Origin of the sequence: Rhizobium indigoferae (assembly GCF_034554815.1) — a bacterium.
GTDB classification, from domain to species: domain Bacteria; phylum Pseudomonadota; class Alphaproteobacteria; order Rhizobiales; family Rhizobiaceae; genus Rhizobium; species Rhizobium leguminosarum.
In genome coordinates this window covers 2,768,325-2,785,612 of the sequence record NZ_CP140635.1, presented here as the reverse complement: position 1 = coordinate 2,785,612, position 17,288 = coordinate 2,768,325, and the positions used below count along the sequence as shown (strand labels likewise).

Sequence of the window (17,288 nt, the reverse complement as noted above, 5' to 3'; positions counted from 1 at the left end):
TCTTGGGCGTCTGAGTGTCGCTACCTCACATACCGGTCCCCAAGGTCGAGTAGGCGGCCAACTGACGACGCTGCAAGGTGGGTAAAGGGCGGCATCACTGTCGGCAGGTGAGGATAACCCGGCGAAGCCTGCCGAGGGACTTGTCATCGGTAGGGTTCACGTCTGTAGTGGTTGTTACGACTCACGGTTGCCAACACACATGCCGCATCCATTCAAGACGCCGGGCATTCCCAGGACAGGGTTCGAATATCAGGACCTCATTGGGATAGAGGTCCTGCTCAGGTTCTTTCGTGACCCCGAATTGTTTTTGTGGGTTGAGCTTGAAAGCGAAGAGCCGCGTGTCGGAAAGCTAGACGACGTTGTAGCGGCGCGCAGAGATAACACTTTCGAACTGATGCAGGTGAAGTTCACTGCCGATCCAGACGTCTATTTTCTGGACTGGGATTGGCTCTTCTCGAAGAAGAAAAGAGGCACCTCTCTCATCAGAAAGTGGGCGGATGCCCTGCAAAGGGTACGCACGATGGGAGGTATTCATTCCGCCTCCCTCCGCACGAACCGCCGACCCGACACCGACCTGAGTGCAACGCTGGTTGGAAATAAAATCGACTACAGCAAGCTCAGCCCAACCATAAAAGCGCAAGTCGTGACGGAATTGGGCTCCGAAGAGACGGCCAAGGATTTTTTCGACACTTTCGAGTTCAGACATTCCGAACAGCTGATTCATGATCTCGAAGCGACTCTGAAAGGCCGTATAGTCCCCGCCAACACCGATTCAAGAGGTTGGCTGCTATTGCGGGACCAAGTCCGGATGTGGGCCACCCAGAAAGACCGTCCCGGTCCAGACGGCAGGATCAGACACCACCACCTCGTACAAATCATTACGAAGAAGCGCCCAGAGCCGATTCCCCAGGATTTTGCCGTACCGAACACTTACGTTGTGCCCTCAAAGGCCTTCGATAAAGCGCTGCGAGCGCGCATCAAAAAAGGTGACCGCCAACTGACGGTCCTCTGGGGATCGCCTGGCAGAGGAAAAAGCACCTATCTCAGCTATTTAATTGCCGAGCTACACAAATCGAAGCTCGCTGCGGTTCGTCACCACTATTTTTTGGCCTTGGATGACAGCACTGTCGACAGAGTTTCATTTGAGGAGATAGCCGGATCACTGATGCAGCAGATCGCTGGGCTTTATCCGGAGGCGGTTCGGGGATTGGAAGATGTACCCTCCAACCTGAATAAATGGCTTGCCGCGTGTGGCTCGTATTTCGCAGCTCTAAAAAAGAGATTCTTCCTCATTGTTGACGGGTTGGATCACGTTTGGAGAGAGCAGCAAAACATCTCCCAGATGGAGCATCTATTTAACTATCTGCTCCCTTGTCCTCCAAACGTCTTTTTGATCGTGGGGACACAGAAGGTGCCCACGAGCCAGTTGCCGCTGCGGCTCGTTCAAGAAGCCGAGGAGACCGATTGGATTGAGATTCCGCCCATGGATGAAGCTTCGGTCGGAACTTGGGTAACCTCTCAGTATTCAGCAGGGCGGCTGGTCTTGCCGCACGGGTCATTCGAGGATGGGGGACTACGAAAGGTCACCAGAGCATTTTTCGAGATCAGTGGTGGCAACCCGCTTCATCTGATCTATTCCTTCGAGGCGATGGTTCGCCAGGGTACCGCAGTGAGGAGCGAAGAAGTCTCGATGCTGCCGTCCTGCCCCGATGGCGATATCCGCACTTATTATCGTGCCCTGTTCGCTCGCCTGACGCCGGCTGGGCGCAGAGTCCTCCACGTCGTGGCCGGGTCCGCTTTCCACTGGCCATCTGACGGTCTGATGCGTTGTGCGGGGAACATTAGCGAAGTTGACTACCTTCTTGAACACCGGCGTACAGGTGTCGTTCCATTTCATGGAAGTGTACTCGCGTTTGCCAGAGAACAATCGGATTACGAATCGACATTTCGGGAAGCGTTGCCCGGGATAGTCGAGTGGCTTGAGACCGACGCGCCGGCCTACTTGCGATGGGCGCACCTTTGGCTGATGCAAGATCGTATGGAGAACCCGGAACCCCTGCTCGCTGGGACGACTGACGAATGGGTTGTGCAATCCCTGGCATTGGGCTGGCCGGCCCAACAGATCGGCATCATCTTAGACGCTGCCGAAGCGCGCGCTTTTGCAAGTGACGACTTCGTTCGGACCAGCGCACTGCGCTCGATAAATCTGCGCGTCCAGAATGGCATGTCTCATCAAATCGAGCGGGCCAACGATTTTGTTGAAGTTGCCGTTCGATCGGCGGGAAATTTGCAGCAGATCATGAATATGGCCGATCGGCTGCAGGTCTCGAGGGACGACGACATCATTACCCTTCTGCGCTGCCTTGAAGACAACAATCTCGATGACATAGGAACTGAATGCTTCGAGGAGCTACGTCGAAGGGTAAACCTTTGGATCGAGATGCAGCATGGTCCGGATCGTGAATTTTTCTCCCTAGTGAACAACTTCATTGAGACAGTTGTCGCTCGCGGAATGGTCGACGCGGAAAAACTGTTGGGGTTCATTCTGCAATTCCACGATCGAGACAGAGTTTTCGACATTGTGCTCAGACAAATGTTGAGGACCACGAATCTCGATCTCGCGGTGGAGCTTTGCGAAAGATTGGCCTCTCCGGAACACGATGGATGGCGCTGTCAAGCCGAGGAGGCGATGGTTCTAATTGCCTGCAGGGAGGGTGTCGATATCGGCCTGAGGTATGCCCCGCAAACTGCGATCAGCCCTTTGCTTTCCTGCTGGTACCGACTGCACGGCACGGAGCCTGCACACCCGCTAAACCTGGCAGAAATCGGCCCTCAGGCATTTCCTGAGCAATACGATTACGGAATGAACCGCTCGACGGAGCGATTTATCCATACTTTCTTCTTCTGGGCTATGGACACCGCGCTGTACGCTCAAGGTGACTGTGAGCCCATTATAGCGGCCATCGACGAAACGAAAATGTTCTGGCTTGCGGAGGCGGTCAAGCGACTATGGTCGGCAGCCGCACTTATCGCAGCTGACGCTTCCAGCGATTTCGCCAGCATTTTTGTGGGGCTTGCGGCCCTTGATCCCGTCGAAGCAAGCCATCGGTCTACTGATCCGTCTACAGCTCAGTATAGGGCGTTTCGACAGGTAATCGGTGATATAGCGGTTTGTATCAATTCACTCTTTTCGAGCAGCGGTAGCTGGCTCTCGGTGCGTGAAGATGCATTTTCGTTAGCACGCGCTTCCGTCCACTGGGACGACGAAATTTGGCTTGCGAAGAATCTGAGCGTCAGGATTCCTTGGCTGGAGAAGGCAGCCGCTGCGTCTTTCATTGGTGAACTCGGACAACTCGAGGACGAGCGGGTAACGCGTTTCAATGAACGAGCGGAACGTTGGACCGCCCTTGGCCAGCTCTCGCTGATCTACGGGATCGAGGGTGCGGAGAACTTTGCCACACGTGCTGCGCGGTGCATTGTCGGATATGGCTGGCGAAAGGATGTTTGGATTTTCGATGTCCTCGCCGCTGTCGAACACGTCCAACGCGCTGGTGCCGCCGACACCGAACCGTGGCTCCGTAGGTTGGCACCAATAGTCGAGCAAATTGAAGACTTCACCGATGGCGATGAAACCAACCATGCGCGAGAGAAGTTCGTTGACTTGGTGGCGATGAGGAAACCGGAGTGGCTGACGGGACTTTACGGGCGATATATCGCGGACGAAGAATTTGCTCTTGCCGAACACACCCTTGCCGAGGCGACACGACGACTTGACTATTCTACCTTCGCCGGACGCGCGCTTGTAAGTTCGTTTGTCGAAACATCGGATGTCGATGATCTGTTGGCCATTACCGCAGGCGGTGATAGCCGAGTTTTGGAATTAGTGGCTGACCGCCGGGCCTTTCTCGGATTAACACCTGCCGGTGATCGGGCGCGCGCAAAGCGGGCACGGACTGCCTCAAGCGATGACTTTTCGCGCAAGGGACGACCTCCGGACTTCAGGATGTTTGCCCCCGATCAACTTGTATCGTTGCTGAAACGCCTCGATAGGCGAGGGCTGGGGTACCTCCACCAGCAGGACACCTTACTCGGGTGGTTGCGACATCGGGCGGATAACGGCAAGGGGATGACTGCTCTTGAGGCTATCGAGAGCTACTTCGAAAGCACGGACAATCCCAGAAGTGTCGAAATCCTCCTCGACGAAGCGTTTCTGGTAAGTCTGCGATACGAGGGCAAGGCTAAGGCCTATAGGTGGCTCGTGAGGGCACACATCGAGCGACACGGTTGGTCTTACTACTGGACGGACCGCGCGGAGAACTCGGCGCGCCTTGCACGAGCAGCCGAACACTATCCGGAGCGATGGCGGGACTTCATCCACGATACCGCGAAGTCTGCTCGCTACTGGGAGAGGCGGCGAACAGGCAGGGTCCTCGGATCTCGTCGTCTCGTTGAGTATCTGCTCCTCGTGGGGCAGAGCGAGTTGGCCGTTCAGTTGACGGTTTCGATGATCGAGCGTCTCGAAGGAGAGCTTCAAGACCAGCCAATTCAGCCGTGCAGGTGGCTTTCATGACCCTGGGTATTAAAGACACCATCACGATGCTCCTCGATCGCTTGAACTGGCCCATCCGCATGGCTCGCTGGCAGGCTGCTCGTGGTTTCGCTTCATTACTGGACTCTTCGGAACGAGCAGTCGCGACCGAAGCCTTCCTTGAATGGCTCGCCTCAAGGAGAATGGAAAACGAAATAGTGTCTGGCCTGGCAGCGCTCATGTGTGCCGACGACGCGCACTTGCCGCCTTGGCCGACAGTGAAGGCAGCGATCTCGAAATCGTCTATCCTCGCGGACTTCCTGTTTCAAAAGCTATACGGGGTACGCCTTGGGGGCTGGACCACTGCCCATTCCGGCGAGATCCCAAGCCATTTTGAGCCAACTTCGTATTTCAAGGAGACGATTGGCCAAGCAGTGCCATCCGTACTCGAAACAGAATTTCGCTACCATGAACGAAGCATGGACCGGCCGTTTTACGAACAGTGGGCGTGGGAATGGCAAAACATAATGGAGAGTACAGGAAGCCCACACTCCTCTTATCCATATCACTTTCTTCATAAGCAGGGTGCTCGCGACGGCGTCAGTGTCCAGACGAGCCAAGCCCAATGCAATGTCTATCGTTCAGCCTTTCTGCGAACCCTTGGGTATGCTGTAGCCGCATGGCGAATGCCGTTGGACGAGGCTGTGATGTCCGCGGCGAGATGCCTTCCGCTTAGTCGTGGTCTGTTGAGCGTCGTTCCGACATCGCGGCCATCCTGGCTTGGTGCCTTGCCAGAAAAGTGTGTTGCCGAAGAAAGTGGCTTCAAGCTCGCCGCAGAACAACTTATTTCAACAACTTCGAGGCGGCGCATGGTCCCGGTCTCTATGAGGCTCCCGATCGCAAACTCCGTTGCAGAATTTGGTGAGTTGCTCGTCGATGCATTCTACGTCTCAGATGACTTCGTCCCAAGCGACCAAATGATGGAAGCCGATGGAGCGCGGAATTTGTGGTGGAACATCAACGATCTAGTTTCGATTAGAGGCAGACTGCCAGTTGCTCCTACAAACGAGTACACAGTTTCGGGACGGTCCGGTTCATGCCTCCCGGTTGCGCTCAATATGATGCCGTCGCATTTCGGGTTCTGGCAGAATGACTATTTTCATATTGGTCTCTCATTTCCCGGGTCGTTTAACTTCGATTCGGCTCTGTCCGTCGATTTCGGTGACGGATCTGGATCGTTTACCTCTGGAGGCGAACGGGTCGGGGTCTGGAAGACTTGGAACGATGACTGGGTCCCGACGTACCCCGTCGATGGGCACGTTAGGTCAGGGGTGATAACTGAAGTGGGTCGTCGATTCCTGGATCGCTTTGCGCAGAAGAGCAACATGAGGCTGGGGTGGCGAGTTACGCTGAAGGTCTGGAGGGCCGGCGACTATGGCTCGCATCGTCCCATGGAACGTTTCGCGCACTTCGTAATGCCTTAGGCTCGTCCGGTGTGGGATCATTGCCTGAGAGTCGCCTTCTCACCTCGTACCGTCGATAATTGGCCGCCATCCGCGTAAGGCTCGAACCGGTGAGGCGACCACCATTTCTTTGTTGAAGTCGATGAGGAGCACCAAGAAAATGGAATTTGGAACAGTGGAGCTAGCCGATCTATATGATGAAGTTTCGCATCCTGACGGAATATCACCTCAGCGACTTCGCGAAATCACTGCTCCCCTGGTCGAAAGAACAATTTCAGGCGACAACCTAGATGGATTCCGTCGCGGGGCCAGGCCGTGGAAGCGACTTAAAGAGGAGATCCTACCGGTTCGGGACCTGATATCCGCCCAATATTCTGACGCGGTGTCTGTGAGGTTTCCGCTGGATAGCAGCTTTCCGGACGCATGGCTTCGTTTTGAAAACGGAAGACAGCTGGGCGTGGAGGTAACCGGAGCGTTGGTCCGCAGTGATGTTGAAGTCGGAAAAGAACTGATGTCCGGCGTACCTGTGGCTGCGTTGATTGGATTGCCAGATGAGGCTCCGCAACGTGATTTTACCATGGCACGTCAGAAGGGCAGGATGTGGCATTCAGCTATCCATGTCGACAGCGTTTTGATCAATGGCGTTAAGAAGGCCCTGGCCGACAAGGACGACGAAAAGTACGCCGGGTTCGCACTGCTAGTCGTTGCCCCACTCAGGCGTCGTCCAAGGCGCAGCGACGTCGAATGGCGCGAGATTCTCCTGCAATCCGCGGAAATGCTACCCTTTGCAGAGATTTATCTCATGGAACGATCCGGGGCACCTCGAACAATTAGGGTAAAGTAACCTCAACGTTCTGCTCCACATGCCGCCGTTTTAGAAGGAGGACGAATACAGCGGGCTGAAATCTAGGCCGATACGTTGTCCATTTCCTTGTCCCTACAAAGCTCCATCCCGACTTCCGTGACGCAAGCGACCAAATCCTTACGTGGTTGATCCATCACATAGCCTTCGCGGAAGAAGACCGCGATATCCCGATTGAGGGTAGGGTCCCAGAAAGGCAACTCGAAAAGCCTCTGCTCGGCGACTTCCTCTCGGACGGCATGAGCGGGCAATAGGGCCAGGTGCTCGGTCTCGGCCACCAACGACTTGAGGAGGGATACCGATCCGCAGACAGTTATCTGGGGCAGGGGCGCATCCATGGTCTGCATGATGTGATCAAGCACGGTGTGCGTTCGTCGAGAGGTAGGACTGATCCAAGGATACTTCACTAGGTCACCCCAGGTTAGGTTTTCCAGCTTCCGCAAAGGATGATTGATGCCCGCTATCACCCGCAGAGTGTCGCGGAAAAGCACCCGCTGACGGAGGCCGTCCAGCATGTCGAAGACCTTGGTGAATCCGATTACGAAATCGAAGTCCCGCCGCAGCAGGCCTGTTAGAAGATCGACCTGAGCGTTTTCCACAACCTCGAGGTGGCCACCTTCGTGGGTCTCTCGCCATTTGCTGAGTGCCATCGGCACGATTTTGCTTGCTAGGCTTGGTAGACTGCCGATGCGGATCGACTCGCTGCGACAATCGTCCGCGTTCAACAGGTCACGTTCAGCGAGCTGAATCTCTTCCCTGATGAGACGCGCATGACAGTAAAGGATGTCGCCCTTCCTTGTCGCGACAATGCCTTTCGGGCCGCGCTCGAGAAGCTGCATCCCAAGCTCAGCTTCCAATCTATCCATTGAGGTCGACAGGGCAGGCTGCGACACGCTCAGCTGACGTGCTGCGCGGTTCAAGCTACCCTGCTCAATCACCGCGGCGAAGTAGAGCAGCTTCTTGGGATCAATTTCGAGCACCATCGCCAGAACTCACCTCCATTCGTTCCAAGATGAGTCTAAAGCTTTGAGCTTAAAAATCAAACTCGTACGCGGCGTTCTGCGATTGTCTTGGCAACTGTGTAGCTGTTGTACATTTCAGTCCCACCTTCGCGGCCGATGCCGCTTTCTCGGTAACCGCCAAACGGTGCATCGCCTCCTGGGCTGGTGAACACGTTGAGCGCCACCGACCCGACTTGAAGCTCGCGAGACAGATGGTTGGCGCGCTCCATGTCGTTGGTGAACACGAACGCGGCAAGGCCCATGTTGAGGCTGTTGCTGATCTGGAGCGCTTCGTCCATGGAATCCACTGCCGTGCACGGAGCAATCGGTCCGAAAGGTTCCTCGCTCATTACCCGGGCGTCGAGGGGTACGTCCGCGAGGACAGTCGGTGCGTAGAACCAGCCTCGGTTGCCGACACGCTTGCCGCCGGTCGTGACCTTCGCTCCATGAGAGACCGCGTCGTCGACAAGGTCGGCCATTGCGGCCAAGCGGCGACGGTTGGCGAGGGGACCCATCTGCACGCCTTCGGAGAACCCATCACCGACTTTGAGCTTGCCGGCCTTTTCAGCGAGGCTTCCGACGAAATCATCATACCGCGAGCGATGAATGAGGAAGCGGGAAGGAGCCGAGCAGAACTGCCCCGCCATCCGGAATTTCCAGTTTACCGCCAACTGCGCGATCTCGTCCGCATTGGTATTTTCGTCAATCAGGACAGGCGCATGGCCGCCAAGCTCCATGAGGACCGGCTTCATGGTCTCTACTGCAAGCCTCGTGAGGTGCTTGCCGACGTTGATCGAGCCGGTAAGCGTTACGAGACGGGTGATCGGCGACAAAACCAGTGTGCGAGACACTTCGTCCGGGTTACCGAAGACAACGTTCAAAACGCCCTTGGGGAGACCAGCGTCGAGGAAGCATTGCGCGAATAGGCACGCGGTTGCGGGAGTTTCTTCAGCCGGCTTGAGGATGACCGAGCACCCAGCCGCGAGGGAGGCGCTGATCTTGCGGGAAGGAGCGCTCATCGGCACGTTCCACGGCGTGAATGCGGCAACGGGGCCAACGGGTTCGCGGACTACGAACTGCTGAATTGGTGGATCCGTCGGTACGATACGGCCATACAGGCGACGGATTTCTTCCGAGTCCCAATCCAGGAAGGTCGCGGAGCGCTCGATCTCGGCCAGCACCTCAGCGTAGGTACGCCCGGACTCGGCCGTGAAGATAGGCGCGATCTCTATTGCACGTTGACGAACGAGCGCCGCGGCGCGCCGCATCACGGCCGCCCGTTCCGTCGGAGGCGTCTTACGCCACACCTCGAAACCGCGGGCAGACGAGGCCAGTGCGTTCTGAAGGTCTTGGGCGGTGGCTTTGGGCACCTGGCCGAGGATCGTCTCGTCGCTGGGGTTCTCCACCTCACAAAGGGCCTCGCGATCGTAGATCCATTCCCCGTCAATCAGGAGGCCGATCTCGGGATAGGTGTATTGCTGCTTGTCAGTCATGTCATCTGTCCTTTGGAGATCGATCAAAGTCGATCCCGCTCTAATGTTCTCGGCGGCGCGTGCCGGCCGTCAATGTGTTGTGGTCGCCAGGAAGGCGAGAACCTCGTCCTCCGCAATCCGTGCGCCTCTGGATCGTTGGCCCCAGGTCTGACCGCCGATATGCGGGGTCAGAATTACATTGGGCAAAGCCGCCAGCCGAGGCGGAATCACCGGCTCGCTGTCGAGGACGTCCAATGCTGCGCCCGCGATTGTCTTGTTTTCCAGCGCTGCAATGAGGGCTTCTGTGTCGACGAGGTTGCCACGTCCCACGTTAATGAGACGACCCCTTGGTCCAAGCGCGGCCAGTTCATTCACACCAATGATGTTCTTGAGGTCCGGCGTTCCGGGGACAGCTAGCACAAGGACGTCACTTGCCGCGGCGAGTGCTTCCCATCCGTCATACAGCGTCGCGCCGAGGCCCTCGTTGGAACTACGCTTGAGCCCTGCGATCTTCATCTTCGAGGCAGACGCGCGGGCGGCGATCGCTTGGCCGATCCGACCGCTAAGACCGCCGATGCCGATAGTCATTCCTACGGGGCTGTCGCCTACCTCGAAGCGCCCGTTCTGCCAGTCTCCGTTGCGCGCGAACGCGTCCGCGCGAACCAGGTCGCGGCAGAGCATGATTGTGAGCGTCATAGCGAGGTCGGCGACATCATCAGTCAGGGCTTCGCCTACGCAGCGGACGCGAACTCCGCGCTTCTCGAGAGCTGGAATATCGATCTTGTCACTCCCGGCACCCTGGGAAACGACGAAGCCCAAATTGGGGAGAGTCGCCGCAAGCTCGGCGCTGCAGCCGCGTGTCGCGCTGGTCATAAGAACGCGTACGCTCTCTCGCTCGCTCTCGGGGAGGGAGGCAACTTGTTCAGGTGCGGGCACAATCCGAACCCAGTCAGCTTCCTCAAGTTTCGGATAGGTCATGCCGGCGAGTGGCGGGAAAGAAAGGATCGGTTTCATCGTTCCAGACTGTTGTGAGATTGAGTTGGCATCACGCTATCACGGAGGCGTCGGGCGACAATGGTGCAGCCGGGACCGTTATAGCTTTAAGTTATATCCTGCGCCTAATAGGTCCACGTAAAATACCGCGCTCTTGGGTAGACCAACTGCCATGTCGGCTTCTGTTCCGAGAAATGCCGTCATAAACAAGCGGCGGCCGTTCTCCCCGCCCAGCGTGCACGAGATTCCCGACCCTTCGAACTTGATGCTGTCCGTGATCTGTCCACCATCCAGCACCCGTATGAACTCGCCTGTGTTGTATATCCCAGCCCAGATCGCACCGGTCTCGTCCGCGCAGATTCCGTCAGGCTGCCTCCCGGAGAGATCAGCAAAGAGGCGCTTGTTGCTGAGATTGCCGGCGGAATCGATGTCGAATGCGCTGATCCGTGCCTTCCACGTCTCAGCAACGACCAGGGTGCGGCCGCCGTTGATAACTACCGAGCCGTTCGGGAAATCTACATCGCGGGCCGCGACGGCCACTGAGCCGTCAGGATCGACGCGATATAGATTTGTGGCCTGGGGGGGCTGATTGGCAACGAAGTCGTACCCAAAATCGCCGACATATATCGTGTCCAATGAATCGACCGCGAAATCGTTGAGCCACCACTGGGTATGGGAGGAAAGATCGGCGTATTCGGAGACTGACGTTCCGTCGTATCGAAGGAGCCTCCGATCCTTGGCGGACACGATCACGAGCGAGCCGTTGGAAAGGAAGCCCAATCCCGAGGGCCTATTCGGAATTTCGAGACACTTGGACCGCTCACCGTTTGCAGTCAGCGAGTAGACTTTGTGATCAAAGACGTCAGAGACCCAGAGCTGACCATCCCGCCATTTTGGTGCTTCGAGGAACAGAAAACCGTCCGCAAAAGGTTTCGGCTTGATCTCGTTCATCAGCATTCCTCCCATGGCCGGTCGTTACCACCCACCGTCGCAGTGGATGTCCTGTCCGCTTATAAGGTCCGCCTGCGGACTAGATAGGAAGACGGCGAGGTTGGCGATATCGACCGGCTCGATCCTGCGCTTGATGCTTTGACGCTCAAGAATCCACTGATGGTAGGCTTCCCGCTTTTCGCCAAAGTGCCGCCATTCGGCATCCGACAGGACTGCGCCGGGAGAGATGCCATTTACGGTGATGTTGTACTTGCCGAGTTCGCGGGCCATCGACTTGACCAAACCGTACATTGCGCCCTTTGAAGCTACGTAGGGGACGAAGCCTTCCCAGTTGCCATTGAGGGTGAGGGAGGTCAGGTTGATGATCTTGCCGTATTTCTTCTGCTTCATCAGAGTGCTGCAGGCTCTCGAGAGCACGAATGCCGCAGACGAGTTCACGCGGACTTCTTCCTCGTACTCCTCGATGGAGAATTCCTCGTGCGGCTTGTTGACCACGAACGCCGCGTTGTTCACGAGGATGTCGATACCGCCGACTTCGTCAGCAAGGCGGGTCACGGCCTTCTCGAGATCGGCCAACTGGTTGAGGTCAGCGCCGAGATAGCGAACGTCTTTCGCCAGGTCCTTGAGGACCTCGTCGACGTTCGGCGCATCCGGACGGTCCGATGCGATTACTTTAGCGCCCTCTTCTGCAAAGCGTGAGACAAGCGATTTGCCGATCGTGCCCAAAGCGCCTGTGATGAGTACGGTTTTGCCAGCCAATGTGGGCATGTTCTCTCCTCCATGTAGGTGCTTTGAACTTTCCATTTCGGAGTTCACTTGAGAACCACCAATCTCGCGAGGCTCGGTTGTGGTATAAGTAAGAGTTATATCCCGTCTCTTGGTGTGCCCGGTCGTGTGCAGGTTGGGGATGAGATCGGCGCTAGTTCGTGCGACATCATTGCATTCGTGAAGAATAAGGTTTTCGACAATGACTGATGATAAGCGCGATCTCGTCCATCTTCTCGGCACCCACGCGGCCGAGGTGACTTACGACCGCCTGAGTGACGACGCGCGTTGGGCTGCCAAGAAGAGCATCCTTGACACCCTCGGCGTCATTCTCGCTGCTAGCGGTATGGAACCGGCCGTTCAAGCGATCGCGGAGATCGTAGCCGAAACAGGCGGTCGCCCTGATTGCACAGTCCTCGGCTTCGGAGGCAGGGCTCCGGCACTTATGGCAGCAATGGCGAACGGCGCGCTCGCCCATTGCCTCGATTACGATGACCAAACGCCATGGGGACAACACACGGCCAGCTCGATTGTGCCGGCCGTAATTGCGCTCGCCGAGCGCCGGGGCGGGGTCAGTGGAAAAGACCTGATCGCGGCAGTCGCGGCTGGACAGGACATATTCGCCCGGCTCAGGTGCAACGTCGGTTGGCAAAAGGACTGGAACCTGTCCACGGTCCTGGCCGTCTTCGCTGCTACTGCATCCGCAAGTCGCGTTCTGGGTCTTTCGCCGGCACGCACCTCTGCTGCCATGGGGATTGCGACGATGCAGTCATCGGGCATCATGGAAATGGTCGCGGGCAGGGGAAGCGACTTACGCGGGATGTATGCGGGGTTTTCGGCCAAGGGAGCCGTGCTCGCAACACTAATGGCTGAAAAGGGTGTGACAGGCATCGATAAGGCATTCGAAGGCCAGTATGGCTTCATGAACACTTACTTTGGTGGGCGCTACGATCGCGACAAGATCGTAGCGGGGCTTGGCAGTGATTTCCTCGGAAGCGGGACACTCTACAAACGTTGGCCATGTGTTGGTACCGCCCACAGCCACATGAAAGCTGCTATCGATATCGTCACCCGGAATAACATCCAGCCGGACGAAATCGCCGAGATACGGCTCTACGTGGGCGATTACCACGACCTTATGTGCCAGCCCCTGGACGAGCGACGGGCACCTGCGACGCTTGCGGATGCCAAATTTAGCCTGCCGTACCTAGTGTCGGTCGCCGTGGTTCGCAGAGGAATGAGCGTCACCGACTTCACCGAAGCAGCACTCAAAGACAAGCAGGTGCTCGCGGTTGGTAAGAAGATGACATTGGTCCGAGACGCCGCGCTCGACTGGAAGCTCGAGTTGCCCCCTGGCCGTGTGGAAATCACCACACGCGACGGCGGATGTTGGATAGAGGAGGGCCATCGTGTTCCGGGTAACGCCGACAACCCGATGAACTGGGAGGATGTCTGCGTGAAGTTCTTCGAGTGCGCGTCCGTTGCTGCCAACCCCGTCTCTGAAACTGTTTCGGCGAGAGCCGCAGCCCTCGCCGAAAATCTGGAAACCCTCGAAGACGCAACGGAACTGGTCAAGTGTCTCGCCTGACCAACAAACCCGGTTAAATCCCCGCGGTCTGGCCGCCATCCACGATCATGGCATGGCCGGTAACGAAGCCGGCCGCGTCCGAGCAAAGCCACAACACAGTGCCAGCAATCTCCTCGGGACGACCCATGCGGCCGATTGGCTCCTGGGCAATCATGAAGGCGCGGCCTTCATCGGTGTCATTGGTGTAGCGGGAGATCATCGGAGTATCGATGATGCCGGGGCAAATGGCGTTAACCCGGATGCCCTTGTCGGCATACTCGAGCGCGGCAACCTTGCTCGCTGCAACGACGCCGAACTTCGATGCGCAGTAGCTAGACTGATTACGGATCGCCAAGACACCCGCGCCGGATGCGGTGTTCACGATGGCTCCGCTGCCCTGTTTGAGCATGATTTCGATCTGATATTTCATGCAGAGGAAAACGCTCTTGAGGTTGACCGAAATGATGCGGTCCCAAAGCTCCTCAGAAATGTCTCCGATTGGCTGCGCCGGCTGCTCGATGCCAGCGTTATTGTGAGCTGCGTCCAAACGCCCGAACGCCTCAATAGTCTTATCCAGCGCGCCCTTTACTTGCTCGCCCTTGGTCACGTCACAGGTGATCGCGAGGACTTTTCCGCCCGCGTCGCGAATGATCGCTGCGGTCTCATTGAGAGCAACTTCGTTTATGTCGACTGCGGCGACCGAAGCGCCTGCCTTGGCGAACGCCAGAGCGGTTGACCGCCCAACGCCGCTTCCGGCTCCGGTAACGAAGGCAACCTTGCCGTTGAAGTCTACTCGCGGAATATCGGTCACGAAATGTCACTCCCAGTGTTTCAGGCTATTGAAGGAGACCGCCCGTCGGCAGACGAGCGGTCTAGAGTTTGCTAGGTCAGCCGCCGGTCTTGGATTTCGACTTGTTGCCGCCAACGGTGTAAATGGCCGCGGCAACCACAACGACGATGCCTTCGATCAAGCCCTGCCAGTTCGCACCGAGGTTCAAGATGTTGAAGCCGTTTGTCAGCGAAAACAGGAGGAGCGCGCCCGCAAGGGTTTTGATCACGCTGCCCGCGCCGCCGAACAGAGACGTCCCACCAAGAATGGCCGCCGCGATGACGGTAAGCTCCGCTCCTTGGAGACCGGCGGGATTGATCGACCGCAGTCGGCTAGCGAAAAGGATTCCGGCAAATCCTGCTGCGCCGCTGCAGAAAACAAAGGCCATGAGCTTGTAGAGAAGCACGTTGATGCCGGAAAGCCGTGCGGCTTCGGAGTTGCCGCCGACAGCGTAAACGCGGCGTCCCACCATCGTGAAGGTTAAGGTGAACCAGACAATCGTGGTGAAGATAGCAAGGTAGATAACCGGATTGCGCAGCGTCAGCTCACCACCCGATGCCCACGCGAGCAGGAGGAGCCCGATGCCGCCGATGGTCATGCCGATAGAGGAAGGTCGCATCGGGGCCTTGTTGCTCAGCGTCCTTGCGAGGCCGATCGCACCTAGAGCCAGCAGCAACACTCCTCCGGCGACAATCAGCCAGAAGCCGTCGTGGCGACCGCCTTCGAAAGCCTTCATGGTTGCAATTACGTCTGGGTCCGACGCAGATAGCGAGCGACCGTCGGTATAGATCAGAACGAGCCCGCGAACGGCGGTCATCGTGCCCAGAGTGACGATAAAAGCGTTGATGCCCAGAAACTGGACGATCGAGCCGTTGATCAGGCCGATTGCCATTGCCACTGCCATCGCAAGCGCCGCGGCGGGAATGAAACCAATCGCATCCGCGTTGCCGATCAGGATCACAGCAGCGAGCGCCGCGACGGAGGCGACCGAGAGGTCGAAGTTTCCGCTGATCAGTACGACGGTCATTGCGACCGCCATGATGGCCATCAACGATGACTGATAGACTACGTTCGAGAGGTTCAAAACGCTCAGGTAATTTGACTGGCCGAGGTAACCCGTGAGAAGCGTTATCACAGCAATCAGTAGCAGCAGAGCGTAATAGACACCTCGTTCGCGCAAGCCGAACAGGCGACGCCAGTTGGTCGCAGGCGAGGCGGCGTGGTTTTGTGGAGCCTCCGGGATTTTCTCGACCGAATTTTGTGTAATGGTATTCATGGTGTTTTCTCGCTTTCTCTACGATGCCGGTTAGTGGACGGCCGCTTCGACGGAAGCAGCCTGCCCGCCGGCAAGCAGAAGCAATTCGTGTTCGGATGTCTCATGGGCGCTGCGAACCGCGACGCATTGACCGTCCCGCAGGACGATGATGCGATCCGACACCGCGAGCAGTTCTTCGAATTCGGAAGACACCATAATGACCGACTGGCCTTCGCTGGCCAGCTTGCGCACGAGCCGCAAAATGTCCGTCTTCGCTCCGATGTCGATGCCGGCTGTCGGCTCGTCGAGAAGGAACAGCTTCACATTGCTGTACAGCCACTTTGCGATCGTCACCTTCTGCGCATTGCCGCCGCTCAAATCCTTCACCAGGATGTCGGGCGAGCTTGCCTTGATCGACAGCGTTCGGATCGCTTCCCAACCCCGTTCGCGCTCGCGATCCTCGATGGGCATGGAATTCAAAACAGACACGCCGCCTAGCGCGGGTAGGGTAGTGTTTCTCCAAATTTCGAACTCCGGCACGAGACCCTGCGCCATTCGGTCTTCCGGGACCATACCCATCCCAGCCTTGACAGCCGCTCCCGTGTTGCGAGGAACCGCTTGTCCGTCCAGAAGGACTGTCCCGGTCGCATCGCGGTCGGAGCCATAGATGGCGTGGAGGAATTCGCTTCGACCCGAACCGAGGAGACCTGCGACGCCAAGCACCTCTCCACGGCCCACTTCCAGAGAAATCGGGCCAAAACGACCCTTCGACGCTAGGTTTTGCAACTTCAAACGCGCCGTTCCCGCTGTGGGTGTCCGCTCCTGCGCTTGCCGCTCCAACGCAACAATCTGCTTTCCGACGATGGCTTCTGCGATGCGGTCCTCGTCTAAGTCAGAAGTATTGGCCCTGAGGACGGCAGTTCCATCGCGCAAAACGGTGACTTGGTCGGTGAGTGCCATGACCTCGTCCAGGAAGTGGCTGACGAACAGGATCGCCTTGTTCTCTCCCTTCGAGAGTCGCCGGACAGTGGCGTAAACCAGCTCCCGTTCATCCGCTGCCAATGAGGCAGTAGGCTCGTCCATGACAATCAGATCGGCTCCGGTCCCCACGGCCGTCATGATGGAAACCATCTGGCGCTCGCCGATGGAGAGATCGCCCACCAGTGCGTCCGGGTCAAGTCGATAACCGATGCGCTCGCACAGGGCCTCATAGTCCCGGCGGATGCTTGACGAAAGACGCCAGAGACCACGGTTGCCAAGGAAGATGTTCTCGATAACCGAGAGAGTAGGGACCAAGGGAATGTGTTGGTGAACGGTGGCAACCCCCATATCGTTGGCTGCCTTGGGGCTATCCCATTTGACTGGCTTACCGCGCCAAATGATGTCGCCCAGTGTGGCCCAATACGCGCCTGAAAGGATTTTGATCAGTGTGGATTTGCCAGCGCCGTTCGCGCCAAGCAGGCCGTGGACTTTGCCCTGCTCGATGTCGAGATCGACACCGCGCAGGGCGAGTGTGCCATTGGGAAATCCCTTAACAACACCACGTAATTGCATGATCGGGTTATCGTGTTGCAAAGGACACCTCCCATTCATCAACCGAAA

At 57.3% G+C, this 17,288-nt stretch carries 12 protein-coding genes; 4 read left to right on the top strand and 8 right to left on the bottom strand.

The genetic code is table 11. The features are described from left to right. Positions 1-199: 199 nt before the first annotated feature. From U5G49_RS14190 to U5G49_RS14180, 3 genes are all read left to right on the top strand, one after another. Positions 200-4,570: a P-loop domain-containing protein gene (locus U5G49_RS14190; RefSeq protein WP_193445563.1), complete on the top strand. Its 4,371-nt coding sequence runs from the start codon at positions 200-202 to the stop codon at positions 4,568-4,570. After that, positions 4,567-6,012, top strand: a complete 1,446-nt coding sequence (locus U5G49_RS14185) for a hypothetical protein (RefSeq protein WP_193445564.1) — start codon at positions 4,567-4,569, stop codon at positions 6,010-6,012. Before U5G49_RS14190 ends, U5G49_RS14185 begins: the two co-directional genes overlap by 4 nt. 139 nt (positions 6,013-6,151) lie before the next feature. Beyond that, positions 6,152-6,835 carry a hypothetical protein gene (locus tag U5G49_RS14180; RefSeq protein WP_193445565.1) on the top strand — a complete coding sequence of 228 codons (684 nt, stop codon included), beginning with the start codon at positions 6,152-6,154 and terminating at the stop codon, positions 6,833-6,835. Between the two features lie 62 nt (positions 6,836-6,897). Here U5G49_RS14180 and U5G49_RS14175 read toward each other — a convergent pair whose 3' ends face one another. The 5 genes from U5G49_RS14175 to U5G49_RS14155 all read right to left on the bottom strand — a co-directional run bounded on the left by U5G49_RS14175 (position 6,898) and on the right by U5G49_RS14155 (position 12,038). Beyond that, complete coding sequence (locus tag U5G49_RS14175; protein WP_193445566.1) at positions 6,898-7,836, bottom strand: LysR family transcriptional regulator; 939 nt, start codon at positions 7,834-7,836, stop codon at positions 6,898-6,900. Positions 7,837-7,892: 56 nt separating this feature from the next. Further along, a complete protein-coding gene (locus tag U5G49_RS14170; protein WP_193445567.1) occupies positions 7,893-9,347 on the bottom strand; it encodes an NAD-dependent succinate-semialdehyde dehydrogenase in 1,455 nt (484 codons plus the stop codon). Positions 9,348-9,416: 69 nt separating this feature from the next. Continuing rightward, positions 9,417-10,340: an NAD(P)-dependent oxidoreductase gene (locus U5G49_RS14165; RefSeq protein WP_193445568.1), complete on the bottom strand. Its 924-nt coding sequence runs from the start codon at positions 10,338-10,340 to the stop codon at positions 9,417-9,419. Positions 10,341-10,418: 78 nt separating this feature from the next. Next, entirely contained in the window at positions 10,419-11,270 is an 852-nt protein-coding gene (locus U5G49_RS14160) for an SMP-30/gluconolactonase/LRE family protein (RefSeq protein WP_193445569.1), read from the bottom strand. A 24-nt stretch (positions 11,271-11,294) separates the two neighbouring features. Next, a complete protein-coding gene (locus U5G49_RS14155; RefSeq protein ID WP_193445689.1) occupies positions 11,295-12,038 on the bottom strand; it encodes an SDR family oxidoreductase in 744 nt (247 codons plus the stop codon). Between the two features lie 199 nt (positions 12,039-12,237). On the opposite strand from U5G49_RS14155, the gene U5G49_RS14150 reads away from it, so the two are divergent. Continuing rightward, a complete protein-coding gene (locus U5G49_RS14150) occupies positions 12,238-13,623 on the top strand; it encodes an MmgE/PrpD family protein (protein ID WP_193445570.1) in 1,386 nt (461 codons plus the stop codon). Between the two features lie 13 nt (positions 13,624-13,636). On the opposite strand, the gene U5G49_RS14145 is transcribed toward U5G49_RS14150, so the two are convergent. The 3 genes from U5G49_RS14145 to U5G49_RS14135 all read right to left on the bottom strand — a co-directional run bounded on the left by U5G49_RS14145 (position 13,637) and on the right by U5G49_RS14135 (position 17,261). Then, positions 13,637-14,413: a glucose 1-dehydrogenase gene (locus U5G49_RS14145; protein WP_193445571.1), complete on the bottom strand. Its 777-nt coding sequence runs from the start codon at positions 14,411-14,413 to the stop codon at positions 13,637-13,639. 76 nt (positions 14,414-14,489) lie between these two features. Next, on the bottom strand, positions 14,490-15,707 hold the full coding sequence (locus U5G49_RS14140; RefSeq protein WP_193445572.1) for an ABC transporter permease: 1,218 nt from the start codon (positions 15,705-15,707) through the stop codon (positions 14,490-14,492). A gap of 30 nt (positions 15,708-15,737) precedes the next feature. Then, the gene (locus U5G49_RS14135; RefSeq protein ID WP_246289270.1) at positions 15,738-17,261 is read right to left on the bottom strand and encodes a sugar ABC transporter ATP-binding protein; all 1,524 of its coding nucleotides are present in this window, start codon (positions 17,259-17,261) and stop codon (positions 15,738-15,740) included. Positions 17,262-17,288: the final 27 nt, after the last annotated feature.

Excerpts from the sequence above, each read along its gene's own strand:
- U5G49_RS14190 (WP_193445563.1), top strand. The coding sequence starts at position 200 with ATGCCGCATCCATTCAAGACGCCGGGCATTCCCAGGACAGGGTTCGAA.
- U5G49_RS14185 (WP_193445564.1), top strand. The coding sequence starts at position 4,567 with ATGACCCTGGGTATTAAAGACACCATCACGATGCTCCTCGATCGCTTG.
- U5G49_RS14180 (WP_193445565.1), top strand. The coding sequence starts at position 6,152 with ATGGAATTTGGAACAGTGGAGCTAGCCGATCTATATGATGAAGTTTCG.
- U5G49_RS14175 (WP_193445566.1), bottom strand. The coding sequence starts at position 7,836 with ATGGTGCTCGAAATTGATCCCAAGAAGCTGCTCTACTTCGCCGCGGTG.
- U5G49_RS14170 (WP_193445567.1), bottom strand. The coding sequence starts at position 9,347 with ATGACTGACAAGCAGCAATACACCTATCCCGAGATCGGCCTCCTGATT.
- U5G49_RS14165 (WP_193445568.1), bottom strand. The coding sequence starts at position 10,340 with ATGAAACCGATCCTTTCTTTCCCGCCACTCGCCGGCATGACCTATCCG.
- U5G49_RS14160 (WP_193445569.1), bottom strand. The coding sequence starts at position 11,270 with ATGAACGAGATCAAGCCGAAACCTTTTGCGGACGGTTTTCTGTTCCTC.
- U5G49_RS14155 (WP_193445689.1), bottom strand. The coding sequence starts at position 12,038 with ATGCCCACATTGGCTGGCAAAACCGTACTCATCACAGGCGCTTTGGGC.
- U5G49_RS14150 (WP_193445570.1), top strand. The coding sequence starts at position 12,238 with ATGACTGATGATAAGCGCGATCTCGTCCATCTTCTCGGCACCCACGCG.
- U5G49_RS14140 (WP_193445572.1), bottom strand. The coding sequence starts at position 15,707 with ATGAATACCATTACACAAAATTCGGTCGAGAAAATCCCGGAGGCTCCA.